This is a genomic window from Pseudomonas iranensis, assembly GCF_014268585.2.
GTDB classification, from domain to species: Bacteria; Pseudomonadota; Gammaproteobacteria; order Pseudomonadales; family Pseudomonadaceae; genus Aquipseudomonas; species Aquipseudomonas iranensis.
This window is the reverse complement of sequence record NZ_CP077092.1, coordinates 646,520-672,899: the sequence shown is the minus strand read 5'-3', so window position 1 is coordinate 672,899 and position 26,380 is coordinate 646,520. Positions and strand designations below refer to the sequence as shown.

General features: G+C 59.1%; 21 protein-coding genes and 1 pseudogene. 8 read left to right on the top strand and 14 right to left on the bottom strand.

What is annotated here, in order from left to right:
• The first annotated feature begins 17 nt into the window (after window positions 1-17).
• Window positions 18-461, top strand: a complete 444-nt coding sequence (locus HU724_RS02995; protein WP_064363258.1) for a hypothetical protein — start codon at window positions 18-20, stop codon at window positions 459-461.
• Window positions 462-684: 223 nt separating this feature from the next.
• On the top strand, window positions 685-1,383 hold the full coding sequence (gene queC, locus HU724_RS02990) for a 7-cyano-7-deazaguanine synthase QueC (RefSeq protein WP_186567515.1): 699 nt from the start codon (window positions 685-687) through the stop codon (window positions 1,381-1,383).
• 51 nt (window positions 1,384-1,434) lie between these two features.
• On the opposite strand, the gene HU724_RS02985 is transcribed toward queC, so the two are convergent.
• Together HU724_RS02985 and HU724_RS02980 are read right to left on the bottom strand one after the other, a co-directional pair.
• Complete coding sequence (locus tag HU724_RS02985) at window positions 1,435-2,313, bottom strand: queuosine precursor transporter (protein ID WP_186567517.1); 879 nt, start codon at window positions 2,311-2,313, stop codon at window positions 1,435-1,437.
• On the bottom strand, window positions 2,297-2,902 hold the full coding sequence (locus HU724_RS02980) for a helix-turn-helix transcriptional regulator (protein WP_186567519.1): 606 nt from the start codon (window positions 2,900-2,902) through the stop codon (window positions 2,297-2,299). Before HU724_RS02980 ends, HU724_RS02985 begins: the two co-directional genes overlap by 17 nt.
• Window positions 2,903-3,269: 367 nt before the next feature.
• Here HU724_RS02980 and HU724_RS02975 point away from each other — a divergent pair, with 367 nt between their 5' ends.
• From HU724_RS02975 to HU724_RS02955, 4 genes and pseudogenes are all read left to right on the top strand, one after another.
• Window positions 3,270-3,620 (top strand): DUF6124 family protein, encoded by a 351-nt coding sequence (locus tag HU724_RS02975; RefSeq protein ID WP_372339869.1) that lies wholly within the window; start codon window positions 3,270-3,272, stop codon window positions 3,618-3,620.
• Window positions 3,621-3,676: 56 nt separating this feature from the next.
• Window positions 3,677-3,931 carry a hypothetical protein gene (locus HU724_RS02970; RefSeq protein WP_186567521.1) on the top strand — a complete coding sequence of 85 codons (255 nt, stop codon included), beginning with the start codon at window positions 3,677-3,679 and terminating at the stop codon, window positions 3,929-3,931.
• A gap of 18 nt (window positions 3,932-3,949) precedes the next feature.
• Window positions 3,950-4,090, top strand: a pseudogene (locus HU724_RS02965) (excinuclease); the annotation flags it as partial.
• A 536-nt stretch (window positions 4,091-4,626) separates the two neighbouring features.
• Window positions 4,627-5,064: an excinuclease gene (locus tag HU724_RS02955; RefSeq protein ID WP_130899548.1), complete on the top strand. Its 438-nt coding sequence runs from the start codon at window positions 4,627-4,629 to the stop codon at window positions 5,062-5,064.
• A gap of 145 nt (window positions 5,065-5,209) precedes the next feature.
• Here HU724_RS02955 and HU724_RS02950 read toward each other — a convergent pair whose 3' ends face one another.
• Window positions 5,210-6,112, bottom strand: a complete 903-nt coding sequence (locus tag HU724_RS02950; RefSeq protein ID WP_041477578.1) for a LysR family transcriptional regulator — start codon at window positions 6,110-6,112, stop codon at window positions 5,210-5,212.
• A 118-nt stretch (window positions 6,113-6,230) separates the two neighbouring features.
• On the opposite strand from HU724_RS02950, the gene HU724_RS02945 reads away from it, so the two are divergent.
• On the top strand, window positions 6,231-7,505 hold the full coding sequence (locus HU724_RS02945; RefSeq protein ID WP_186567523.1) for an MFS transporter: 1,275 nt from the start codon (window positions 6,231-6,233) through the stop codon (window positions 7,503-7,505).
• 176 nt (window positions 7,506-7,681) lie between these two features.
• Here HU724_RS02945 and hemE read toward each other — a convergent pair whose 3' ends face one another.
• From hemE to HU724_RS02890, 11 genes are all read right to left on the bottom strand, one after another.
• Window positions 7,682-8,749 carry a uroporphyrinogen decarboxylase gene (hemE, locus tag HU724_RS02940; RefSeq protein ID WP_016772044.1) on the bottom strand — a complete coding sequence of 356 codons (1,068 nt, stop codon included), beginning with the start codon at window positions 8,747-8,749 and terminating at the stop codon, window positions 7,682-7,684.
• 253 nt (window positions 8,750-9,002) lie between these two features.
• Window positions 9,003-10,421 (bottom strand): FAD-dependent oxidoreductase, encoded by a 1,419-nt coding sequence (locus HU724_RS02935; protein WP_007909438.1) that lies wholly within the window; start codon window positions 10,419-10,421, stop codon window positions 9,003-9,005.
• A 33-nt stretch (window positions 10,422-10,454) separates the two neighbouring features.
• Window positions 10,455-14,900 (bottom strand): glutamate synthase large subunit, encoded by a 4,446-nt coding sequence (gltB, locus tag HU724_RS02930; protein WP_186567525.1) that lies wholly within the window; start codon window positions 14,898-14,900, stop codon window positions 10,455-10,457.
• A gap of 351 nt (window positions 14,901-15,251) precedes the next feature.
• A complete protein-coding gene (locus HU724_RS02925) occupies window positions 15,252-16,838 on the bottom strand; it encodes an AAA family ATPase (RefSeq protein WP_186567527.1) in 1,587 nt (528 codons plus the stop codon).
• A gap of 10 nt (window positions 16,839-16,848) precedes the next feature.
• Entirely contained in the window at window positions 16,849-17,949 is a 1,101-nt protein-coding gene (aroB, locus tag HU724_RS02920; protein WP_186567529.1) for a 3-dehydroquinate synthase, read from the bottom strand.
• Between the two features lie 152 nt (window positions 17,950-18,101).
• Complete coding sequence (gene aroK / locus HU724_RS02915) at window positions 18,102-18,620, bottom strand: shikimate kinase AroK (RefSeq protein WP_024011270.1); 519 nt, start codon at window positions 18,618-18,620, stop codon at window positions 18,102-18,104.
• Window positions 18,621-18,624: 4 nt separating this feature from the next.
• The gene (locus HU724_RS02910; RefSeq protein WP_137215141.1) at window positions 18,625-20,703 is read right to left on the bottom strand and encodes a type IV pilus secretin PilQ; all 2,079 of its coding nucleotides are present in this window, start codon (window positions 20,701-20,703) and stop codon (window positions 18,625-18,627) included.
• A 13-nt stretch (window positions 20,704-20,716) separates the two neighbouring features.
• On the bottom strand, window positions 20,717-21,241 hold the full coding sequence (locus tag HU724_RS02905; RefSeq protein ID WP_160768498.1) for a pilus assembly protein PilP: 525 nt from the start codon (window positions 21,239-21,241) through the stop codon (window positions 20,717-20,719).
• Entirely contained in the window at window positions 21,238-21,861 is a 624-nt protein-coding gene (pilO, locus tag HU724_RS02900) for a type 4a pilus biogenesis protein PilO (RefSeq protein ID WP_186567531.1), read from the bottom strand. Before pilO ends, HU724_RS02905 begins: the two co-directional genes overlap by 4 nt.
• On the bottom strand, window positions 21,858-22,424 hold the full coding sequence (locus HU724_RS02895; RefSeq protein ID WP_056787334.1) for a PilN domain-containing protein: 567 nt from the start codon (window positions 22,422-22,424) through the stop codon (window positions 21,858-21,860). Before HU724_RS02895 ends, pilO begins: the two co-directional genes overlap by 4 nt.
• Complete coding sequence (locus HU724_RS02890; RefSeq protein ID WP_024011266.1) at window positions 22,424-23,488, bottom strand: pilus assembly protein PilM; 1,065 nt, start codon at window positions 23,486-23,488, stop codon at window positions 22,424-22,426. The genes HU724_RS02895 and HU724_RS02890 overlap by 1 nt, the downstream gene beginning before the upstream one ends.
• 219 nt (window positions 23,489-23,707) lie before the next feature.
• Between HU724_RS02890 and HU724_RS02885 the strand changes: the two genes are divergently transcribed.
• Window positions 23,708-26,152 (top strand): penicillin-binding protein 1A, encoded by a 2,445-nt coding sequence (locus HU724_RS02885; protein ID WP_437180353.1) that lies wholly within the window; start codon window positions 23,708-23,710, stop codon window positions 26,150-26,152.
• The last annotated feature ends 228 nt before the right edge of the window (window positions 26,153-26,380 follow it).

Genomic DNA, 26,380 nt, shown 5'->3' with positions numbered 1-26,380 from the left:
AGGTCAAGGAGACCTTCATGCACTTCCACAAACTCGCCGCCGTCACCCTGCTGCTTTGCGCCCTGCCAGCAGTCAGCCAGGCCCGCGACACGGCGGTCTACCTGCCATTCGACAAAGCCGTAGCCGAGGCCACCCGCTCCGGCAAGATCGATGGCAGCGTGAAATTCTATCTGGCCGGCAACACCCCGGCGGGCAAAGTCACCGTGGTCAGCCCCGACGCCGTGACCAACAAGAAAACCAACGCCTTCAACAAATCCGACGAAGTCGCCTGCGAGTGGGTCGCCCAATCGGCAATCATCAGCCTGCACCAGGCCGCAAAAAACGCCGGCGCCAACGCCGTGACCAACATCGTCAGTTTCTACAAGCGCAACGAGCGCAAGGACGCGCAAACCTACGAATGCCACGCCGGCGCGATCATGGCAGGCGTTGCGCTGAAGGGTGATCTGGCGAAGGTTCAGTAATACAGCAACCCGGATTTGCGCGGCTGCGGCAGAGTGTTGCCTTGTTTCGCCTACTCCAATTTCCATATGGGCGCCATTCGGTGCCCTTTTTCATCTAACTAACAAAAAAAGATACATACGGAAATCTCAGCGTGTCATTTCGGAAGCGTCCGACACTCAGTACAGTTTCTACTCTGTAAGGTTGATGCCGCCGCGATCAAGCGGCATACCCAAGGACGAAACAATGCGTAAAAAAGCGGTTATCGTTTTCAGCGGCGGCCAGGACTCAACAACATGTTTGATCCACGCACTGCCGAAGTACGACGAAATTCACTGTATTACGTTTGACTATGGACAGCGCCACCGCGCCGAGATCGAAGCGGCGCGCGAACTTTCGCAAGCGCTGGGCGTTGCCGCCCATACCGTGCTGGACTTGAAACTGCTCAACGAACTGACAATCAGCAGCCTCACCCGGGACAACATTCCAGTACCGATAGCCAATGAAGCCGGCAACGAAGTGCCCAATACGTTCGTACCTGGCAGGAATATCTTGTTCCTGACTTTCGCATCGATTTATGCATATCAAGTTCAAGCTCAGACGGTGATAACAGGTGTCTGCGAAACGGACTTTTCAGGCTACCCGGATTGCCGTGATGATTTCGTCAAGGCTTTGAATTCAGCTATCAAGCTAGGCATGGATTATCAATTACAGTTCGAAACGCCATTGATGTGGCTGACAAAGTCCGAAACCTGGGCGTTAGCCGAGTACCATGGCCAATTGGAACTTGTACGCGAACACACCCTGTCTTGCTACAACGGGATAAAGGGCAGCGGCTGCGGCGAATGTCACGCCTGCAGCCTTCGATCGAAAGGGCTAAATGAGTTTTTGAAAAACAAGAAAAGGTTTATGAACAGCATGAGATACAGGTTGAGCTTAACCTGACCTGATCATAAAGAGGGCGAGATGGAGAGATCTCTCGCCCGTACCCCATAACTATATAACTCGCGCTTCGGGCACGAATCTCTTGAAAAGCGACCTTGCGCCGTATGCGGGGAGGATATTGAAGAAAGCGAAGAACATCTTCACAGTGATCTGAACTATTACTACCGATAGCAATTCAGAGTTTTCCAGAACGCCATAAAAAGCAATAACACAAAAAAGGACACTGTCTATCAACACAGCGAAGAAGGTGCTAAAAAACACCCTCAAAAAAAGATATCTAGAATTTGTCAGCTGCTTGATCCTACATAAAAGATATGAATTGGCATATTCAGAAAACAAAAATGCGACAGATGAGGCCAATAACACCGAAGACACGTGCAACACCACCTCACTGTAAGCTCCATCAAGCCTCCATCCCGGTAATCCCGGCATCTTTTCTGCCGCACTCAACAAAAAAATTATCAAAGCATTACTTATAAAACCAAAGAAAATTGCCTTTCGCGCTAATTTGAAACCGTACAACTCGTTAAGCATGTCAACGACTAAAAACGTGAAAGGATAGAGAAAAACTCCAGGTGTCAAAACGACATCAAACCGCTCAAAATAAATAAGCTTGGTAGCACCAATATTCGAGAAGACATATAGCACCAGTAGAAAAAGGTTGAGAACAACATAAATCATCCAAGACCTTTCATTTCGGTCAGTCATATCATAGGCGGTTAACGCCGAGCCTGTGGAATAGTATTTCCTGTATATATTTCGGATTTCAGCCCTGCTGAGATCATCGATCAGATCGCTTTTCAGTAACTCCGCCAACTTTACTTTGATCAGCTTCCCTGTTGAGACAACCATTATTACCGCGAGCTTTTTGTCCCCCACAAAACCAAGCAATTTATATTTATTGTTTTCCGACTCAATACTTCCCGACATTAAATCTCTCCTCAACCAAATCTCCTATAACCAATAATGCTTTAGCGTCAAAATCTGAGCCAGGCATTATGTACAGCTTCCTTGTGTCTCTGTCGTAAATGAGCTTGCTCGCTCCGGCGGTTGAGGCTCCTTTCTTGACTATCAAAAGATCACCTGCTTCATTCGCCCCGTGTATCTCATTCTCCAGCAACACACCTATCAAATTGCTGGCTGACCCGAAGTAGTATGTCAAGGGGTGAGATACAACCAACTCACCGATCCGCTTATCCAGATTCTTTAGAAGACAGGTTTCCCTGATGACAGGCACTGCAGCCGGATTCATGTTCCCATGAAGAGAAACTGTAGACTCGATTATTTCTTTCTCTTGAAAGTCGACAGTTTCAATTTCTTTATAGGACACTCCAAAGAAGTCCGATATTTTTCGTATAGTAGATTGCTGAACATTAACAACCCGCCCCTCAAGAATATTATAAATAGTCGTCCTGGTGAGACCACTGGAATTACATAGAGACATACGCGTTTCACCCCGACTCTCAATGAGGTATTTGACGTTCCTCTTAAGCTTTTCTGTCTTTTCTTTCTTATGCATCAAGATATCTGCCCACCAATGGTTATATTCGAGCACGCCAAACGAATGCTGCGCCCAAGAAACGCGCGCTACGGCAAGAAATACAATACAACCCCGCCAAAAAAATGATTGTACATTCGCAAAACGCGTTTAAGTTGATGTTGAATAACGGACACGACAGATAGGAATACTCCTACAACAATGGAAGATCACTCGTACAAACAAACCAAAAGAATCATTTGATTACATATATGTTAAATTTTTTGATTAAAAATAAGGGAGTTTCTGGCTATAACTGACTAGGTAGAAAGCGCTTTATCGCAATTAAATCAACTACGAAAAAACTGGAATGGACGCCGCTTTTTTTAAGCCTTCAGGGAGATGCCCAATGACAAACGACAATTCCGATCATCTGCAGCTACCGAAGCCCCATGGGCCGGACGCCGGTCTAACCATGCCATCAGAGGACGCCACCGAACTCCTTGCCCGCAAACGCGCGCGCAACCTATGCGAAGTCAGCCATATGTTCACCGTCGTTCCTGATGTAGATAACGAGTCCATTCTGTGTCACGCCTGTGAAAACATCGCTTCTCTGAACGTTATGGCCACCGATCTGGCAAGCGAACTGGAGGGAGCGCAGCGCCACATTGCGCTAGCTATTCAGCAACTTGCCGTACTGTGCGAGTTAGCCTTAAACCGAGCGCTAGACAATCTGGAACCTCCTTTGGTGCTTGCTTGAGCCAACCTCTTTATCACCGAGTGAGCGCACTTTCCGCCCAAAGGAGTTCTTTTTTCATGGATCGATATCTGCCCATCACCGGCATCGACTGCAAAATCGCCTCGCTACTGATCGACACCCAAGCACCTCTGGATGTTTTGCACGAAACGGCAGCGCATCGCATTAGAACGGCAACGCAACTGCTGGAAAATCTGTCGCACCAGGAGGGCATCTACAGTGAGCTGGCGAAGGTGCTGGTGACGTCTCTGCGCGATGGTTGCGATTTACTGGATGTGATTGGCTGGCGGCTACAGCAAGAGATGACTATCTAGCCGGAGATAGCGTGAAACAACGACGGCGCCAACGCCGTGACCAACATCGTCAGCTTCTACAAGCGCAACGAGCGCAAGGACGCGCAAACCTACGAATGCCACGCCGGCGCGATCATGGCGGGCGTTGCGCTGAAGGGTGATCTGGCGAAGGTTCAGTAAACGCCAGAAATGACAAAGGGCGCCGTTTGGCGCCCTTTCACAGACAGGTTGGCTTGTCATCGCCGATTACCTGCCTGGCTCTGCAATGGCTGGTTGCCCAGGATCCTCAGAGTCTCACAAGCCCCTTTCGGGAACGCAGGCAGTATTGCTTGAAATGCATCGGCAGACAACGGCTGGCGTTTCGCCTCTCGGCGCCATATTCAGTGCCATCACAGTCCCACCAACAGACTATTGCTGCGGTGTTTACGCAGAACGACAACGGGCCTGACTTTCACCATCTCAGGCACTTCATAGCCTCTGAAATCGCAAATCAGCACGCTGCCCTCCTTGGGCTGGTATCGAAGAGGCATCCGTGGCACTCACTGGAAAAGAGGCGATTTTGCGCAAAAATCGAGCGTTCCCCTAAGGCAGATCCGTAACGGGAAATGTAGCTCTCTGCAATCCCCTCGCTCCCTTGCACCATCTACACTCGCTTAAGCAGGTCCCGGCTCAGTACCTGCCCTCGCAGTTCCCTTTCACCGTCAAAGGAGATGACCATGCAAGTGAAAGCCCTGATGGCCGCTGCGCTTATCGCCCTGCTGCCCAGTGCCAGCAATGCCACCAACCTCATGTACATGCCTTTCGAAACCGTGCTGTCGGACGCGATTCGCGCCGGTCGGCTGGATGGCAGTGTGAAGTTCTACCTGATCGGCAACGGGCCGCAGGGCACTCAGCAGTTGCTGCGCCAAGGGGTGGTCAGTGATTTGAAAACCAACGGCTTCAACAAGAGCGATCAGGCTTCCTGTGAATGGGTGCTGCAGTCGAATCTGATCAAATTGCAGGCTGATGCCAAGCGGGTCGGGGCGAATGCGGTTGTGAATATCGTCAGTTACTACGACCAGCATGTGCGCAAGGATTTGAATACCTACGAGTGCAGGGCAGGAGTTTTTGTTACCCGGGTGGCTTTGAAGGGGGATTTGGTGCGGTTGCCTTAGTCAGCATTCTGGGTTTTCTGCGCTGCGGCTTCCGGCGTCTTCGCGAGCAGGCTCGCTCCCACAGGAGATAGGGTCATCCGCAACTTCGGTTTTGACCCGAGATCAACTGTGGGAGCGAGCCTGCTCGCGAAAGCACCAGCGGCCTTCACACCGTCAGGGGCTCAACCTTGCGCGTCAGCAGTTCGACAAACGCCTTGGCCATCGGTGATTTCTGATCTTTGCGCTGCACCAGCCAAACCGCCGAAATCGCTTCGGGATCGAGCAGCGGACGGTAGACCACGCCGTCGATGCGCATGCGTTGGTAGGACGCTGGCAGCACCGATACACCCAAGCCCGCCGCCACCAGACCGATGATGGTCATCGCCTCGCCAGCCTCTTGAGCGAAGTGCGGGCTGAAGCCGGCGTCACGGGCCAGATTTAGAAGTTGCGCATAGAGTCCGCTGCCATAGCTGCGCGGGAAAAACACGAATGGCTCCAGCGCCAGCGCCGAGAGAAACAGGCCTTCGTCGCTGCCTTGGGCCAACGGATGCTTGGAACTGAGCACCGCCACCAATGGCTCGCGCATCAACTCCACAACACTCAGTGAATCCGGCAATCCGAGCGGGCGCATGATGCCGACTTCGATCGACTCGTCCACCAAGGCATCGGCGACCATGGTGCTGCTCATTTCGCGCAAATTCAGATGCACCGCCGGAAAGCGCTGACGAAAGGAAAAAATCGCCTGCGGAATGGTCGAGTTGAACGGTGCCGACGAGGTGAAGCCAATCTTCAACTCACCCAGCTCGCCAAGTTGCGCACGCCGGGCAACATCCGCCGCCTTGTCGACTTGTGCCAGCACAAGCCGCGCTTCCTGCAGAAACAGGCGACCGGCCTCGCTCAACTCGACCCGACGATTGGTGCGCTCGAACAGACGTGCGCCGAGCTGCTGTTCCAGCGCCTGGATTTGTTGGCTCAGTGGCGGCTGGGAGATGCCCAGCACCTGTGCGGCCCGGCCGAAATGCAGTTCTTCGGCGACGGCGATGAAGTAACGCAGATGACGCAGTTCCAAAGGATTACCATTGGGTCGCTGAAGCTATCAAACAGGTCGAACAATATATTGGATAGAAACATTAGCCAGCTATATGATTTTTTCATTGCCTGCCCGGCTGTGCTCTCCGAGGTCTGAAGTGAAAACTGCTGTCGCGCCCCTTGCCCACGAAATCCCGCCCGCAGCCGACGACGATGCCCGCGCCGAGCTGCAGGAGATCTACATCGAAAAAGGCACGCCGGCGTTCATGCGCACGGTGCTGGCGCTGTTCTGTGGCGGCTTTGCGACGTTTGCCCTGCTCTATTGCGTGCAACCGATGATGCCGCTGCTGTCCCACGAATACGGGATCAACGCGGCGCAGAGCAGCCTGATCCTCTCGGTGGCGACCGGCATGTTGGCCTTCGGTCTGCTGATCACCGGGCCGATCTCCGACCGCATCGGCCGTAAACCAGTGATGGTCGCGGCGCTGTTCGCTGCCGCGTTGTGCACCATCGCCAGTTCGATGATGCCGAGCTGGCACGGTGTATTGATCATGCGCGCGCTGATCGGCCTGTCATTGAGCGGCCTGGCAGCGGTGGCGATGACCTATCTGAGCGAAGAAATCCATCCACAGCACATCGGCCTGGCAATGGGTTTGTACATCGGCGGCAACGCGATCGGCGGGATGAGCGGACGCTTGATCACCGGCGTGCTGATCGACTTCGTCAGCTGGCACACGGCGATGCTGGTGATCGGCGGTCTGGCGCTGGTCGCAGCGGCGGTGTTCTGGAAGATACTCCCGGAGTCGCGCAACTTCCGCGCCCGCTCGCTGCACCCGCGCAGCCTGCTCGACGGCTTCACCATGCACTTTCGCGACGCCGGCCTGCCGCTGCTGTTTCTTGAAGCGTTTGTGCTGATGGGCGCGTTTGTCACGCTGTTCAACTATATCGGCTACCGCTTGCTGGCGGCGCCTTACAACCTCGATCAGGTGTTTGTCGGTTTGCTCTCGGTGGTCTACCTGTCCGGTATCTACAGCTCGGCCAAGATCGGCTCGCTGGCGGACAAACTGGGGCGGCGCAAAGTGCTCTGGGCGACGATTGCACTGATGTTCGCCGGACTGGCACTGACCATGTTCACTTCGTTGTTGCTGGTGATCGTCGGCATGCTGGTGTTCACCTTCGGCTTCTTCGCCGCGCACTCGGTGGCGAGCAGCTGGATCGGCCGGCGCGCGCTGACCGCCAAGGGTCAAGCGTCGTCGCTGTATCTGTTCAGTTATTACGCCGGGTCGAGCATTGCCGGGACGGCGGGCGGGGTGTTCTGGCATCTGGGCGGGTGGAACGGGATCGGCTTGTTTATTGGTGCGTTGTTGCTGATTGCCCTGCTGGTGGCGTTGAAGCTGGCGAAGTTGCCGCCGTTGCAGGGCGTCAGAGCCTGACATAAAACCCTGTGGGAGCGAGCCTGCTCGCGAATGCACTGTGTCAGGCAACATCAGTGTTGAATGACACACCGCTTTCGCGAGCAGGCTCGCTCCCACAGTTGATCTTTGTCCGACATTGGATCGTGCAAAAAAAAACGCCCGGCATTGGCCGGGCGTTTTTTATTGTGCGCTGATCACTCGTGATACTGAGCCGACAGCTCATGCACCGCACGCAGGAACGCGCCGGCATGTTCTGGATCGACTTCCGGCGTAATGCCGTGGCCAAGGTTGAACACATGGCCGCTGCCCTTGCCGTAGCTGGCGAGGATGCGCCCGACTTCAGTGCGGATCGCTTCCGGTTTGGCGTAGAGCACGGTCGGGTCCATGTTGCCTTGCAGCGCGACCTTGTCGCCGACACGGGCGCGGGCGTTGCCGATGTCGCAGGTCCAGTCCAGGCCGAGGGCGTCGGCGCCGGCTTCGGCGATGCTTTCCAGCCACAGGCCGCCGTTCTTGGTGAAGAGGATCACTGGCACTTTGCGTCCGTCGTTCTCGCGGATAAGGCCGCTGACGATTTTCTTCATGTAGGCCAGGGAGAATTCCTGATACGCCGCCGCCGACAGGTTGCCGCCCCAGGTATCGAAGATCTGCACCGCTTGTGCACCGGCCATGATCTGGCCGTTGAGGTACGAAGTCACCGACTGCGCCAGTTTATCCAGCAGCAGGTGCATGGCTTGCGGATTGTCGTAGAGCATCGCCTTGGTCTTGCGGAAGTCTTTCGACGAGCCGCCTTCGACCATGTAAGTCGCGAGGGTCCACGGGCTGCCGGAGAAACCGATCAGCGGCACACGTCCGTTCAGCTCGCGACGGATGGTGCTGACCGCGTCCATCACGTAGCCGAGGTCTTTGTGCGGATCCGGGATCGGCAGGGCTTCGATGTCGGCCAGGGTGCTGACAACTTTTTTGAAGCGCGGGCCTTCACCGGTCTCGAAGTACAGGCCCTGGCCCATGGCATCGGGAATGGTGAGGATGTCGGAAAACAGGATCGCCGCGTCCAGTTGCGGGTAGCGGTCGAGCGGTTGCAGGGTGACTTCGCAGGCGAACTCCGGATTCATGCACAGGCTCATGAAGTCGCCGGCATGGGCGCGGCTGGCGCGGTACTCCGGCAGGTAGCGACCGGCCTGGCGCATCATCCACACAGGGGTGACGTCAACGGGTTGCTTGAGCAGGGCGCGGAGGAAACGGTCGTTCTTCAGGGCAGTCATGTCGGCATCCGGAAAAAAAGTGCGGGCATTTTCTCAGAGCGCGAGGCAAAAGGCACGGATGTGGGTCAGCCTTTTGTCTATCGGGTCAATTTGTCGCGCTGGAACACGATTTTCCGCAACACCCTAAAACAACTGTGGGAGCGAGCCTGCTCGCGAAGAGGCCGGCACATCCAACATTGAAGTTGGCTGACAGACCGCTTTCGCGAGCAGGCTCGCTCCCACAGGAGTATTGCGTTTGGCTCAGGCGCCGGGGTTAGACACCCAGGTAATCGAGGATCCCTTCCGCCGCATTGCGCCCTTCAAAGATCGCCGTCACCACCAGGTCGGAACCGCGCACCATGTCGCCACCGGCGAAGATTTTCGGGTTGCTGGTCTGGTGCTTGTACTGACCTTGCTCAGGCGCAACAACGCGGCCCTGGCTGTCGGTCTGGATCTCGAACTGTTCGAACCACGGTGCCGGGCTCGGACGGAAGCCGAAGGCGATGACCACGGCGTCGGCCGGGATGATCTCTTCGGAGCCCGGGATCGGCTCGGGGCTGCGACGGCCACGGGCGTCCGGTTCGCCGAGACGGGTCTCGACCACTTTGACGCCTTCGACCTTGTCTTCACCGACAATGGCGATCGGCTGGCGGTTGTAGAGGAATTTCACGCCTTCTTCCTTGGCGTTCTTCACCTCTTTGCGCGAGCCGGGCATGTTCGCTTCGTCACGACGATAAGCGCAGGTCACCGACTTGGCGCCCTGACGGATCGAGGTGCGGTTGCAGTCCATCGCCGTGTCGCCGCCGCCGAGTACCACGACCTTCTTGCCTTTCATGTCGACGAAATCTTCCGGCGACTTTTCAAAGCCCAGGTTGCGATTGACGTTGGCAATAAGGAAATCCAGCGCGTCGTAAACGCCCGGCAGATCCTCACCGGCAAAACCGCCTTTCATGTAGGTGTAGGTGCCCATGCCCATGAACACCGCATCGTACTCGGCGAGCAGTTGTTCCATGGTCACGTCTTTGCCGACTTCGGTGTTGAGGCGGAACTCGATGCCCATGCCGGTGAAGACTTCGCGACGATTGCTCAGCACGGTCTTTTCCAGCTTGAACTCGGGGATGCCGAAGGTCAGCAGGCCACCGATTTCCGGGTTCTTGTCGAACACCACCGGGGTTACGCCGCCACGCACCAGCACGTCGGCACAACCCAGACCCGCCGGGCCTGCGCCGATGATCGCGACGCGTTTGCCGGTCGGCTTGACCTTGGACATGTCCGGGCGCCAGCCCATGGCGAACGCGGTGTCGGTGATGTACTTCTCGACCGAACCGATGGTCACCGCGCCGAAGCCGTCGTTGAGGGTGCAGGCACCCTCGCACAGACGATCCTGCGGGCACACCCGGCCGCAGACTTCCGGCAGGGTGTTGGTCTGGTGCGACAGCTCGGCGGCCTGGAGGATGTTGCCCTCGGCCACAAGCTTGAGCCAGTTGGGAATGAAGTTGTGCACCGGGCACTTCCATTCACAATACGGGTTGCCGCAGCCCAGGCAGCGGTGGGCCTGATCGGCCGACTGCTGGGGTTTGAACGGTTCGTAGATTTCAACGAACTCTTTCTTGCGTTGACGCAACAGTTTCTTCTTCGGATCCTTGCGCCCGACATCGATGAACTGGAAGTCGTTATTCAGACGTTCAGCCATTGTTAAAACCTCATCAAACTCTTCAGGCGCATATCACTGCGGGTTGGCACGAGTGCTGGAAAGCAGGGTTTTCAAGCTGGCAGCCTTGGGCTTGACCAACCAGAAACGCCGCAAGTAATCGTCGAGGTTCTCGGCGAGTTCACGACCCCACTCGCTGTCGGTTTCGGCGACGTACTCGTTCAGCACGTTTTGCAGGTGGCTGCGATAGGCTTCCATCGCCTCGCCGCTGATCCGCTGGATCTCCACCAGTTCGTGATTGACCCGGTCAACGAAGGTGTTGTCCTGATCGAGCACGTAGGCGAAACCACCGGTCATGCCAGAACCGAAGTTGTAACCGGTCTTGCCCAGCACGCAGACGAAACCACCAGTCATGTACTCGCAGCAGTGATCGCCAGTGCCTTCCACGACGGTGTGGGCACCGGAGTTACGCACGGCGAAACGCTCGCCTGCGGTGCCGGCGGCGAACAACTTGCCGCCAGTGGCGCCGTACAGGCAGGTGTTGCCGATGATGGCGCTTTCCTGAGTCTTGTAGACGCTGCCCTTCGGCGGCACGATGACCAGCTTGCCGCCGGTCATGCCTTTGCCGACGTAGTCGTTGGCGTCGCCTTCCAAGTACATGTTCAGACCGCCGGCGTTCCACACACCGAAGCTCTGCCCGGCCGTGCCTTTGAAACGGAACGTGATCGGCGCTTTGGCCATCCCTTGGTTGCCATGCTTGCGCGCGATTTCGCCGGAGATCCGGGCGCCGATCGAACGGTCGCAGTTGCAGATATCCAGCTCGAACTCTGCACCGCTGAGGTCGTTGATCGCCGACGCGGCCAGCTCGACCATCTTCTCCGCGAGCAGACCTTTGTCGAACGGCGGGTTGCGCTCAACGCCGCAGAACTGCGGTTTGTCCGCCGGGATGTGATCGCTGCCCAACAGCGGCGTCAGGTCCAGGTGATGCTGCTTGGCGGTCTGGCCTTCGAGGATTTCCAGCAGATCAGTGCGACCGATCAGCTCTTCGAGGGAGCGCACGCCAAGTTTGGCCAGCCACTCACGGGTTTCTTCGGCGACGTAGGTGAAGAAATTCACCACCATGTCGACGGTGCCGATGTAGTGATCCTTGCGCAGTTTCTCGTTTTGCGTCGCGACGCCAGTGGCGCAGTTGTTCAGATGGCAGATGCGCAGGTATTTGCAGCCCAGTGCGATCATCGGCGCGGTACCGAAGCCGAAGCTCTCGGCGCCGAGGATTGCGGCTTTAATTACGTCGAGGCCGGTTTTCAGGCCGCCGTCGGTCTGCACCCGGACTTTGCCGCGCAGGTCGTTGCCGCGCAGGGTCTGGTGAGTTTCAGCCAGGCCGAGCTCCCATGGTGCGCCAGCGTATTTGATGGAAGTCAGCGGCGAAGCACCGGTGCCACCGTCATAGCCGGAAATGGTGATCAGGTCGGCATAGGCCTTGGCCACACCGGCGGCGATGGTGCCGACGCCCGCTTCTGCTACGAGTTTCACCGAAACCAGCGCCTGCGGGTTGACCTGCTTGAGGTCAAAGATCAGCTGCGACAAGTCTTCGATCGAATAGATGTCGTGGTGCGGCGGCGGCGAAATCAGGGTCACGCCCGGCACTGCGTAACGCAGCTTGGCGATCAGCCCGTTGACCTTGCCGCCCGGCAGTTGCCCGCCCTCGCCCGGCTTGGCGCCTTGGGCGACCTTGATCTGCAGCACTTCGGCGTTGACCAGGTATTCCGGGGTTACACCGAAACGGCCAGTCGCGACCTGCTTGATTTTCGAACTCTTGATGGTGCCGTAACGCGCCGGATCTTCACCACCTTCGCCGGAGTTGGAACGCGCGCCGAGGCGGTTCATGGCTTCGGCCAGGGCTTCGTGAGCTTCCGGCGACAGTGCGCCCAGCGAGATACCGGCGGAGTCGAAGCGCTTGAGCACCGACTCCAGCGGCTCGACTTCACTGATGTCCAGCGGCGTTTCGAGGGTCTTGACCTTGAACAGGTCGCGAATCATCGACACCGGACGGTTGTCCACCAGCGAGGTGTATTCCTTGAACTTGGCGTAGTCGCCCTGCTGCACAGCGGCTTGCAGGGTGTTGACCACGTCCGGGTTGTAGGCGTGATATTCGCCACCGTGGACGAACTTCAGCAGACCGCCCTGCTGGATCGGCTTGCGCGGACTCCAGGCTTCGACGGCGAGCGCTTTCTGCTCGGCTTCGATGTCGACGAAACGCGCGCCCTTGATCCGGCTCGGCACGCCACGGAAGCTCATCTCGCAAACTTCTTCAGACAGACCAATGGCCTCAAACAGCTGCGCACCACGGTACGAAGCGATGGTCGAGATACCCATCTTCGACAGGATCTTCAGCAGGCCTTTGGTGATGCCCTTGCGGTAGTTCTTGAACACCTCGTAGAGGTCGCCCAGGACTTCACCGGTACGGATCAGATCGCCCAATACTTCGTAGGCCAGGAACGGATACACCGCCGAGGCGCCGAAACCGATCAGCACGGCGAAGTGATGCGGGTCACGGGCGGTCGCGGTTTCAACGAGGATGTTGGAATCGCAACGCAGGCCCTTCTCGGTCAGGCGGTGGTGCACGGCACCGGTCGCCAGCGAAGCGTGGATCGGCAGCTTGCCCGGGGCGATATGGCGGTCGCTCAGGACGATCTGGGTACGCCCGGCGCGCACGGCTTCTTCAGCCTGATCGGCAACGTTGCGGATCGCCGCTTCGAGGCCGAGGCTTTCGTCGTAGTTGAGGTCGATGATCGCCCGTTCGAAACCCGGACGGTCGAGGTTCATCAGCGAGCGCCACTTGGCCGGCGAGATCACTGGCGAGCTGAGGATCACGCGCGAGGCGTGTTCCGGCGACTCCTGGAAAATGTTGCGCTCGGCACCGAGGCAGATTTCCAGCGACATCACGATCGCTTCACGCAGCGGGTCGATCGGCGGGTTGGTGACCTGCGCGAACTGCTGGCGGAAATAGTCGTACGGCGTGCGTACACGCTGGGACAGCACGGCCATCGGCGTGTCGTCGCCCATCGAGCCCACGGCTTCGTAACCTTGCTCGCCGAGCGGACGCAGCACCTGATCACGCTCCTCGAACGTGACCTGATACATCTTCATGTACTGCTTGAGCTGATCGACGTCGTAGAAAGCCGAACCGTGGTCGTTGTCTTCCATGGTCGCCTGAATGCGCAGGGCATTCTTGCGCAGCCATTGCTTGTACGGATGACGGGATTTCAGACGGTTGTCGATCGCATCGGTATCGAGGATCTGCCCGGTCTCGGTGTCCACAGCGAAGATCTGGCCAGGGCCGACGCGACCCTTGGCGAGCACGTCTTCAGGCTGGTAGTTCCACACGCCGATTTCCGAGGCGAGGGTGATGAAACCATTCTTGGTGGTGACCCAGCGCGCCGGACGCAGACCGTTACGGTCGAGCAGGCACACTGCGTAGCGACCATCGGTCATCACCACGCCTGCCGGGCCGTCCCACGGTTCCATGTGCATCGAGTTGTACTCGTAGAACGCACGCAGATCCGGGTCCATGGTTTCGACGTTCTGCCACGCAGGCGGAATGATCATGCGCACGCCACGGAACAGGTCGATACCACCGGTGACCATCAGTTCGAGCATGTTGTCCATGCTCGATGAGTCGGACCCGACACGGTTGACCAGCGGGCCGAGTTCTTCCAGATCCATCAGATCGTTGGTGAACTTGGTCCGCCGGGCCTGCGCCCAGTTGCGGTTACCGGTGATGGTGTTGATTTCGCCGTTGTGGGCGAGGAAGCGGAACGGCTGCGCCAGCGGCCATTTCGGCAGGGTGTTGGTAGAGAAGCGCTGGTGGAACACGCAGATCGCGGTTTGCAGGCGCTCGTCACTCAGGTCCGGATAGAACGCGGCCAGGTCGGCCGGCATCATCAGGCCTTTATAGATGATGGTCTTGTGCGAAAAGCTGCAGATGTAGTGGTCGGTGTCAGCGGCGTTGGCCACCGACGAACGGCGACGGGCGCTGAACAGCTTCACCGCCATGTCCTGATCGCTCAGGCCTTCGCCGCCGATGTAGACCTGCTCGATCTGCGGCAGGCGTTCAAGGGCGAGGCGGCCGAGGACGCTGGTGTCGATCGGCACTTTGCGCCAGCCGATCAGTTGCAGGCCTTCGGCGAGGATCTCGCGGTTCATGTTCTCGCGAGCGGCTTCGGCCTTGGCCGGATCCTGATTGAAGAACACCATGCCCACGGCATATTGCTTGGGCATTTCGACGCCGAAGCTTTCCCGGGCAATGGCTCGCAGGAAGGCGTCGGGTTTTTGAATCAGCAGACCGCAACCGTCACCGGTCTTGCCGTCGGCATTAATCCCACCGCGGTGGGTCATGCAGGTCAGGGCCTCGATGGCCGTTTGCAAAAGGGTATGACTGGGCTCGCCCTGCATATGAGCTATCAGGCCGAAACCGCAGTTATCCTTGAATTCATCTGGTTGGTACAGACCTGCTTTCATAGACACTTTCTCACCAGGCTGCCTCTATTCGAGGCAAATTTCTTTTCAATTCAACCACTTGCGTTCCGCGCCGAACGTACGCCGGCTTAGCGGGGGCAAAAGGGTGGTCATTGTACACAGCGACACAGAGGCTCACAAATTTGACGACGAACTGTCGCAAATTCATGTCGCATTTGTGAAAGGTTTAAAGCGATCTGCTGTGCTAGTCAAAACTTTTTTAAATTCTGACCGCAACGACTCAAAAACTACTGTGACGCAGACACCACAAGGCACGCGACCTTTTCAGGAAGCGCGCACTCGTGGAGATTTTGAGGTGCCGGGAGAGGCGGCCTGGGTAAGGCCGCCGAATCTTCAGCGAGTTGTTGCCAGTTCCTGTTGGACGCTGGCGACAGTGCGAGGCCAAGGTTTACCAGCCTGAACCTTCGCTGGCAAGGCCTTGATGGCAGAAACGGCCGCATCACGATTGGCAAAGTTGCCGTAGGTGATTACGTAAAGCGGCTTGCCATTGAGGACTTTCTTGAAATAACGGTACTCGCCGCCCTGCTCCTTGACGAAGTTCTGCGCGGCGGTTTCCGAGCTGGTGCCGAGGATCTGCACCACGTAATTGCTGGTCGGCTGACCGGCGTACCAGCCGCCACCGGCAGCCTTGGCCACGGTAACTGGCTTGTCGGCAGGCTTGGCCGGAGCAGGAGCCGGTTTCGCAGCTGGCGCCGGGGTGGCCGGAGCAGGCTTGGCTGTGGCGATCTGCGTCGGTGCCGGGGTTGGTGCCGGTTTGGCGACAGGGGTCGGAACCGGTGTCGGCGCGGGACCGGCCGGAACGCCAGCAGGCGGCGCGGAGGTGGTGACGGTCGGCGGCGTATCGCTGGAGCCTTCCAGCGGCACGCCGTCGTCGCCTTCGGTGATGCCACCGGCGGCTTCCGCCAGCGGGCCACGCATGACCGGCTGCGAGTTGCCGACCAATGGCAGCGGCATCGGCTGAGTGTTGCCGGCGAATTCGACGGACGGGTTGGCGCCGTTCGCTGCGCCCTGACCCAATGGCAATTGCGCCTGTTCATTGGCCGGAGCACCGGTGGTCGGTGCCTTGCTGCGACCCGGCATCAGCCAGGCGGCGGCAACCGCGACCACAACGACGGCGGAAATCGCCAATACGTGTTTCTTCGGCATGTTGAACCCCATACTTGGACGCTTGACCGCGGAGCGGCTGGCAATCATGACTTCGATCAGTGCATCGCGAGCGACCTGGTTGATGTTGCCCGGCCAGCCCTCGGAGCTTTCGTGAATATCAGAGATCTGATCTGCGGTGAAAAGTTCGACACCCCGGCCCGCGCCTTCCAGCCGCTGGTCGAGATATTCGCGGGTCTCTTCTTCGGTGTACGGCTGCAATTCGATGACGTGAAAACGCTCTTCTTCGAGCTGCAATGCCTCGAGCTGGGCGATCAGCGACGACTCGCCGAACAGGAACACATGCGGACGACCTTCCGGCGTGCCGGCGCCGAGCGCCATCAACGCTTCCAGCGCGGACTCGTCGAGCTGCTCGGCATCGTCCACGAGCAGATAGACTTCCTGCCCGGTCAGACCCAGTTGCACCACCTGCTCGAGAATCGCGCCGACTTCGGCCTGAGCGACATCCAGCGCCTGCGCCACCTGGCGCAGCACGCCGGCCGCATCACCGGCGCCACGGGCGGAAACCACCACGCTCTGCACCGATTGTTTATTGGTGCTGGCCACCAGCGCCTGTCGCAGCAGGGTCTTGCCGCTGCCCTGCGGGCCGGTGACCACCAGCAGCAACTGGCTGTAACGCGCCAGGTGATGCAGTTGACCCAGCACCGGTTTGCGCTGGGCCGGGAAGAATTTGAAGCCCGGCACCCGTGGCGCGAACGGGTCGTGACTTAACTGGAAATGGCCGAGAAACGCCTCGTCGGCATGCAAACTAGTCATCGGAATCGTTTTAACCTTTAAGCTGAGCCAGGGCGCGGTAATCCGCTCCCAGCGTGGCCTGTAGAACCTCTTTCGGATAATCGTCGGTCACTACCGCTTCGCCCATCCGGCGCAGCAGCACCAGGCGCAGACGACCGTCGATCACTTTTTTATCAATTGCCATGTGCTGGAGAAAATCGGCTTCGCTCATCTCTTCAGGCGGAGTGACCGGCAGACCGGCCCGCTGGAACAGACGAATGCCGCGATCACGCTCCTGCTCGCTGATCCAGCCCAGGCGCGCGGACATTTCCAGCGCCATCACCGTGCCCGCCGCGACCGCCTCGCCATGCAGCCAGACACCATAGCCCATGTGGGTTTCGATGGCGTGGCCGAAGGTGTGGCCGAGGTTGAGCGTGGCGCGTACGCCGGTTTCCTTTTCATCGGCGCCGACCACCGCAGCCTTGGCCGCGCAGGAACGCTCGATCGCATAGGTCAGCGCGGTCTGGTCCAGCGCGCGCAGAGCGTCAACGTTTTCTTCCAGCCAGGTCAGGAACGGCTCGTCGCAGATCAGGCCGTACTTGATGACTTCCGCCAGGCCCGCCGACAACTCGCGCTGCGGCAGGGTTTTCAGCGATGCGGTATCGATCAGCACCACGTTCGGCTGATAGAACGCGCCGACCATGTTCTTGCCCAGCGGATGGTTGATGCCGGTCTTGCCGCCGACCGAGGAATCGACCTGCGACAACAGCGTGGTAGGAATCTGGATGAAATCGACACCGCGCTGATAACAGGCAGCCGCGAAACCGGCCATGTCGCCGATCACCCCGCCGCCCAAGGCGATCACGGTGGTACGGCGGTCGTGACGCGCGGTCAGCAGACCGTCGAAAATCAGTTGCAGGGTTTCCCAGTTCTTGAAGGCTTCGCCGTCGGGCAACACCACCGAGATAACCGAAAACTGCGCAAGGCTGCGGGTCAGACGTTCGAGATAGAGCGGCGCGACGGTTTCGTTGGAGATGATTGCCACCTGCCGCCCGTGGATATGCGGCGCCAGCAGTTCCGGCTGATCCAACAGACCTTCGCCAATATGAATCGGGTAGCTGCGCTCGCCTAGATCGACCTTGAGTGTCTGCATGTGTCCCCACAGTGAAGATGGAAGCAGGCATCCTGCCCTGAAATTATTGGTGTTCTGCGGCCTGTAGCGGTATGACGCCGCTCGCCCGGCATCCGCCACACCCTCGGCGGACGCTGACAGGACGCCGAGGATAGCGCATTTCGGACGATGCTTTAACGGGGCGGCAACTGCGCGAGGCGGTCGAGAATGTCGAGCACCACCATGCGTGGCGGCCGCTCGTCGGTTTCCACCACCAGATCGGCAATTTCCCGATAAAGCGGATCACGGATCTCGAGCAGGTCGCGCAAGGTTTTCGCCGGATCGGCGGTACGCAGCAGCGGCCGATTGCGATCGCGGGAGGTGCGGCCGACCTGCTGCTCGACGGAGGCGTGCAGATACACCACGCGCCCGCCTTCATGCAGGGCCTTGCGATTGGCATCACGCATCACTGCGCCGCCGCCGGTCGCCAGCACCACGCCATCGAACGCGCACAGCTCGGCGATCATCGCCTGCTCACGGTCACGAAAGCCGGGCTCGCCTTCCTTGTCGAAGATCCATGGGATATTGGCACCCGTGCGCAGCTCAATTTCCTTGTCGGAATCCTTGAACGGCAGGCGCAGCTCTTTGGCCAGCAATCGGCCGATGGTGCTTTTGCCAGCACCCATCGGTCCTACAAGTATCAAATTTCGCACAGAATCAACGACTCACAGCAATCGCCTGGTTATTCATGATACGCGGAGTGAGAAATACCAGCAGCTCGGATTTTTTCTCCGAAACCACATCACGCCGGAAAAGGCGGCCAAGATACGGCACATCGCCAAGAAATGGCACCTTATCTACGACCTTGCTTTGAGTATTTGAAAAAACACCGCCGATTACGATGGTCTCGCCGTCATTTACCAGCACTTTGGCGTTGACCTCGTTTTTCTTGATCGGCGGCACATCCTGCACTTTGTTCAGGTAGTCCGGCTCATCCTTGGTGACCTTGACCTCCATGATGATGCGGTTGTCCGGGGTGATCTGCGGGGTGACTTCCAGCGACAGCGAGGCCTCCTTGAACGACACCGAGGTCGCGCCACTGGAACTGGCCTCCTGATAGGGAATCTCGGTGCCTTTGAGGATCTTCGCGGTTTCCTTGTCCGAGGTGACCACCTTCGGCTGCGAGACGATTTCACCGTTGCCGGTCTTTTCCATCGCCGTCAGTTCGAGATCCAGCAACACGTTGTCGGTGATGAATGCGATGCCGATCCCCGAAGTATTATTGACCGTGCCCATGTCGACGAACGGCGAGTTGGTGCCGGTGCTGCCCGGCGTACCGATAGTGCTCGACGAACCGTTGACCCCGGAGGCGTTCCAGTTGCCCTTGTTCTGCACCGAACCGCCCCAGCGCACGCCCAGGCTCTTGTCGTAATCGACGTTGGCCTCAACGATGCGCGCCTCGATCATCACCTGGCGCACCGGAATATCCAGCTGCGCGACGATCCGCCGGAGTTCGTCGAGGCGATCCTGGGTCTGGTAGGCAATGATGTTGTTGGTTCGCTCATCGACGGTAATCGAACCGCGCTCGTCGACCTTGGCCTCGGCACTGGTCACCGACTGGAACAGCTTGGCGATGTCCGCTGCCTTGGCGTAATTGACTTGCAGCAGCTCACGACGCAGGGGCGCCAGCTCGGCGATCTGCTTCTGCGATTCCAGTTCCTGACGCTCGCGAGCGGCAATTTCATCGGCCGGCGCGACCAGCAGCACGTTGCCGATCTTGCGCTTGTCCAGGCCCTTGGTTTTCAACACCAGATCCAGCGCCTGATCCCACGGCACGTTCTGCAGGCGCAAGGTGATACCGCCCTGCACCGTATCGCTTGCTACGAGGTTGAGGTTGGTGAAGTCCGCGATCAGTTGCAGCACCGAGCGCACGTCGATGTCCTGAAAATTCAGTGACAGCTTGTCGCCGACATAGGCCTGACGGTCAGCGTTGCGCTTTTGCAGGTCGTCGATGCTCATCGGCCGCACGCTGACGGTGAGCTTGTTGTCGGTCTGAAACGTGGAGTAGTCGAAGGTGCCGCTGGGCTCGACACTGATCACGGTGCGATCGCCGGTGAGCGCTGCGTTGACGAACTGCACCGGCGTGGCGAAGTCCTTGACGTCGAGGCGCACGCGCAGCTTTTCCGGCAATTGCGTGCGGGCGAAGCTGAGGATGATCTTGCCATCGTGCTCCTGGATATCCGGGGCAATGGTCGGATCAGAGAGGTCGATGACTACGTTGCCCTCACCCTCGGTGCCGCGCTGGAAATCGACACCGCGAATCGCCCTGCTGCGTTGCGCGGCTGGTCTGGCAGGTGCCGCAGCGGCCGTGGCGGCACGCGGTGCAACGGCAGCCGGGCGCGGCGCAGTCGCGGAAGCGCCCTGACCGACCACCACAAACAGATTATTGCCCTCGACCCGCGTGCTGTACGGCGCCAATTGCGTCAGGCTGACAATCAGCCGGGTTCGATCCTTGGCTTCGGCCACCGTTGCGGTACGCGCGTTACCGCTGCCCAGATCAAGATTTCTGTTGGCCAACTGGCTGGTCACGCCCGGCAGATCCAGTGCAATGCGCGCCGGCGACTCGGTTGTGTAGCCCTTGGGCTGGGGTGGCGGGCTGTCGAACGACAGCTTCAGTTCGACGCGGTCACCCGGCAGCGCGGCAACATCCAGCGCTTTCAGACTGGCCGCCATTACCATCGGTGACACCAGCGCTATCCATAGCGAAAAACCGAGGGTGGAGAAAATCCTGTTCATTGTTCGACTTCCACTATGAGTGCTCTTTCAAAGGAATAGTGCGCGGCCGCTCCAGCCAGGCGCCGGCGCCGTCGGGCACGATCTCGACGACATCGACCTGGGTGGCGCTGATGGCGACGATGCGGCCGTCGTTGCGGCCCAGGTAGTCGCCGACCTTGAGACGATGCACCCCGCCTGCGCCGCGCAGCAGCGCGAACGAGCCCGAGGCATTGGCGATCGTGCCGACCATTTCGAACTGCTCGATATTGAACCCTTCAAGGTATTGCTTGACCCGGTTGGGGTCGGGTTTGACGTTGCGCGAGCCGTGCTTCTGCCCGGCCAGATCGACCCGCGCCTGCCGTGAAAACGGACTGCGTAGGTTGGCGGCGCTGTATGTGAATGTGGGGTAAGACCGGAATGTCGGCGTTGGTTCAATCTTGCCCGCCGGACGCAGGCGCACTTCGTTGAGGTAAGCGTCGAGGTCGCTGAAGTCATCACCGCCACCGCAGCCGCTCAACGCCAGCACCATGGGCAGGACGAGATAACGAATCGGGGTCATTTCTCCAGCCCCTTGTCGTTATAGCGGTACGTCTTGGCAAGAATGCTCATGCGCAGCTTTGTCCCGCCCTCGGGATTGGCCGGCGCCAGTTCGAAATCGTGCAGAGTCACAATTCGTGGCAGGCCGGCCACGCCGCTGACGAAGGTCGCGAGGTCGTGATAGGCACCGGTTACGGTGATCTGGATCGGCAGTTCGATGTAGAACGGCTGGGTCACTTCCGGCAGCAGCTTGATTTCCTCGAATTCCAGGCCGCTGCCCAGGCCAGTGCGGGTGATGTCTTCGAGCAGGCCCGGCACTTCGGTGTCGCTGGGCAACTGCCGCAGCAATACGCCAAAGGTGTTTTCCATTTCCTTCATTTGCTGGGTATACAGCTCAAGGTTCGCCGACAGCCGCGCCTTGCTGGCGAATTGTTCCTTGAGGGTGATTTCTTCTTCGCGCTTGAGGTCGAGCTGATTTTCCATATCGCTGATGAAGAAGTAATAGCCAAGCGCGAGGATTAACACCATCACCAGCGCACCGCACAGGGTTTTCACGGCCGGCGGCCAGGAGCCGATGTTGCTGGTGTCGAGGTCGTTGAAATCGATGCTGCGCAGGCCCTGCAGCCACTCGGAGGCTTTCATTGCTCGTCCTCCACAACCTTGGGCTGGGTCTGACGAACGGTCAGCTGGAAGACGTTGGCCTGTTCGACCTGATCGGCGCTGGTTGCCTTGACCTCATTCAGGCTTGGCGCGTCGAACCAGTCGGACGCGTCGAGATTGCGCATCAGCTCGGAGACCCGGTTGTTCGACTCCGCCGCGCCACTGATGGACAAGGTCTTGCCGGCCATTTTCACATCGGTGAAATACACGCCGTCCGGCAGGGTACGCGCCAGTTGGTCGAAGACCCGCCCGCTGATCTGCCGGTTGCCCTGCAGATCCTGGATGATGCGCATGCGCTCGACCAGTTGCTGGCGGCGCGCCTTGAGCTCGCTGATCTGCTTGATGCGTTCGTCGACCACGGCGATCTGTTTGCCGATGTAATCGTTGCGCGCCATTTGCCGCTCGATGGCCGCGGTGATGATCTGGTCGGCAATCAGCACCGCGCCGATCGAGCCGGCCAGCACGCCGATCAGGACCAGCAGAAAGCGCTTGCGCCGTTCTTCGCGGCGCTCCTCGCGCCAAGGGAGAAGGTTGATCCGCGCCATCAGTCGAAACTCCTGAGCGCGAGCCCGCAGGCAATCATCAAGGCTGGCGCGTCGCTGGCCAGCGCTCCGGCGTTAACCTTGCTGCCCAGGGCCATGTCGGCGAACGGGTTGGCGACCTGCGTCGGCGTATCCAGACGCTGTTCGATCAGACGGTCCAGGCCGGGCACCGAGGCGGTGCCGCCCGCCAGCAGGATATGGTCGACCGCGTTGTACTGGCCGGAGGCGAAGAAGAACTGCAGCGAGCGCGAGACTTGCTGCACCAGCGCCTCGCGAAATGGCTGCAAGACCTCGCTGACGTAATCGTCAGGCAGCCCGCCCTGCTTTTTCGCCAGGCCCGCCTGTTCGACCGTGAGGCCGTAGCGGCGCTGGATCTCTTCGGTGAGTTGGCGCCCGCCAAACAATTGCTCGCGGGTGTAGATGATCTTGCCGTTGTGCAGGACGCTGAGGGTGGTCATGGTCGCGCCAATGTCGACCACCGCCACGGTCAGGCGCTCCTGTGAGGCCGCCAGATGCGTCGCCAGCAGGCCGAACGAGCGCTCCAGCGCGTAGGCCTCGACATCCACCACCCGCGCGGTCAGGCCGGCGAGCGCCAGCGCCGCTTCACGCACCTCGACGTTCTCCTTGCGACAGGCGGCAAGCAGCACGTTGACCCGTTCCGGGTTGCGCGGCGAGACGCCCTGGACTTCAAAGTCGATGGCGACTTCGTCCAGCGGATAGGGAATGTATTGGTCGGCCTCGATCTTGAGCTGGTTTTCCAGTTCGTCGTCGGACAGCCCGGCGTCCATCTCGATGACTTTGGTGATCACCGCCGAACCGGCCACTGCCACCGCCACGCTCTTGACCCCGGTACGCGCCTTGACCAGCAGGCGGCTCAGTGCCTGGCCAACGCCCTCGAGTTCGGCGATGTTCTTTTCGACCACGGCGTTTGCCGGCAATGGCTCCACCGCGTAGGCCTCGACCCGGTAGCGCTCGCCCTGACGGCTCAGTTCCAGCAGCTTCACCGACGTGGAGCTGATGTCGATCCCCAGTAACGCATTGGTCTTTTTATTGAAGAGTCCCAGCACTACCAATTCCCTATGACTTTCCGTGAGTTACGGACTCTGTAATACGCATTGCGTTCCTTCACCCCCGTCTTGACAGAAGCGCCAATGACGCCTCCGACGGAAAAGTGCTTATAATGCCCAGCGATTTTTTCCGCTTTTTACTGCCCGCGCGGATGGCTCTGTGTGTAACCGCAGCCCCGTGCCAAATTCATTCTTTGCCCTGGATGTCCAAAAGCCTTGATTCGTCTGCTGAAATTTTTCGGTTGGTCCATCGTCGCCGTTTTCTGCGGACTGCTCCTAGGTCTCAGCGGCGCCTTTCTTTACCTTAGTCCGGGTTTGCCGTCTGTGGAGGCGCTGAGAAGCATTCAGTTGCAGATTCCTCTGCGCGTCTACAGCAGCGACAACAAGTTGATCGCAGAATTTGGCGAAATGCGCCGTACGCCGATCCGTTTCGCCGACATTCCGCCCAATTTCATCAATGCGTTACTAAGTGCTGAAGACGACAATTTTGCCAACCACTATGGCGTCGATCCGAGCAGCCTGATGCGCGCGGCAACGCAATTGGTCAAAAGCGGACACATTCAGTCCGGTGGCAGCACCATCACCATGCAGGTGGCGAAGAACTTCTTCCTCACCAGCGAGCGCAGCTTCTCGCGCAAAACCACGGAAATCCTGCTGGCCCTGCAGATCGAACGGCAACTGACCAAGGACGAGATCTTGGAGCTGTACGTCAACAAGATCTACCTGGGCAACCGCGCCTACGGCATCGAGGCGGCGGCGCAGGTGTATTACGGCAAATCGATCCGTGACATCAGCCTCGCGCAGATGGCGATGATCGCCGGTCTGCCAAAGGCTCCGTCGCGCTTCAACCCGCTGGCCAACCCGGCACGCAGCAAAGAACGCCGCGACTGGATCCTCGGGCGCATGTACAAGTTGGGCAAGATCAGCGAAGCCGACTACACCGCGGCGATCAACGAGCCGCTGAACGCCAGCTACCACGTGCCGACCCCGGAAGTGAACGCACCGTACATCGCCGAAATGGCCCGTGCCGAAATGGTCGGTCGTTATGGCAGCGAGGCCTACACCGAAGGCTTCCGTGTCACCACCACGGTGCCAAGCAACCTGCAGGAAATGGCCAACACCGCGCTGCACGAAGGCTTGATGACCTACGACCAGCGCCACGGCTACCGTGGCCCCGAGTCGCGCCTGCCGGGCAAGACCCGCGAAGCGTGGGCCAGCGAACTGACCAAGCAGCGCACCATCAGCAGTCTCGAACCTGCGATCGTTACCCAAGTCGATAAAACCGGCCTGCAAGTGTTGACCCGCACCGGTGAAGAGCACGTTGCCTGGGACACGATGAAATGGGCGCGACCGTTCCTCAATACCAACAGCATGGGCGCCAACCCGCGCCAGCCGTCGGATGTCGCGCAGGTCGGTGATCTGATCCGCGTGCAGCGCCAGACCGACAATTCACTGAAATTCAGTCAGATTCCGCAGGCTCAGGGCGCACTGGTGTCGCTGGATCCGCAGAACGGCGCGATCCGTTCGCTGGTGGGTGGCTTCGCTTTCGAGCAGAGCAACTACAACCGCGCCATGCAGGCCAAGCGTCAGCCTGGTTCGAGCTTCAAGCCATTCGTTTACAGCGCTGCGCTGGATAACGGCTACACCGCTGCCAGTCTGGTCAATGATGCGCCGATCGTGTTCGTCGACGAGTACCTGGACAAGGTCTGGCGACCGAAGAACGACACCAACACCTTCCTCGGCCCGATCCGCCTGCGTGAAGCGCTGTACAAGTCGCGCAACCTGGTGTCGATCCGCCTGTTGCAGGCCATGGGCGTGGGCAAGACCATCGACTACATCACCCGCTTCGGCTTCAACAAGCAGGACCTGCCGCCAAACCTGTCGCTGGCTCTCGGCACCGCGACGCTGACGCCGATGGAAATCGCCACTGGCTGGAGCACTTTCGCCAACGGCGGCTACAAGATCACCCCGTATATCATCGACAAGATCGAAAGCCGTAACGGCGACACGCTGTTCGTCGCTAACCCGCCGACCGTGCCACAGGGAGGTGCGGCGACCGACGGTATCGCTGCGCCAGCCACCGAGTCGTTCACGGTCAACGCCACACCGGTTGCCGTTGAATCGCCGGGTAACCCGGCCGTGCCGCAAGCGCCGGCCGTCGCCGAGCGGATTGTCGATGGGCGTACCACCTACATCCTCAACAGCATGCTGCAGGACGTGATCAAGCTTGGCACCGGCCGGCGCGCACTGGCCATGGGCCGCAGTGACATCGCCGGCAAGACCGGTACCACCAACGAATCGAAAGATGCCTGGTTCTCCGGTTACAACGCTGATTACGTAACCACGGTGTGGACCGGTTTCGACCAGCCGGAAAGCCTCGGTCGCCGTGAATTCGGCGGCACCGTGGCGCTGCCGATCTGGATGAATTACATGTCGGCCGCGCTGAAAGACAAGCCGCCACATGTGCAGCCTGAGCCAGAAGGTCTGCTCAGCCTGCGGGTGGACCCGGTCAGCGGCCGCGCCGCGACGCCGAGCACGCCGGGGGCGTACTTCGAACTGTTCAAGGCCGAAGACACTCCGCCATCGGTGAACGAGCTGGGCAACGGCGCCGTACCGGGCAGCCCGCTGCCGGCGGATGAGCAGGCGCCGATCGATCTGTTCTGATGCTGAGCTAATGAAAAGCCCCGCCTTCGTGAGAAGTGCGGGGCTTTTTATTACCCGAAGATCAAAAGCCCCTCACCCTAGCCCTCTCCCAGAGGGAGAGGGGACTGACCGAATTGTCTGGGGTCAAACACCGACCTGAAAGTGTGGTGTCGATTATGGATTCAAAACCATACATTCAGGTCGGCGTAGCTCCCAAGCGTCCCCCAATCAGTCCCCTCTCCCTCTGGG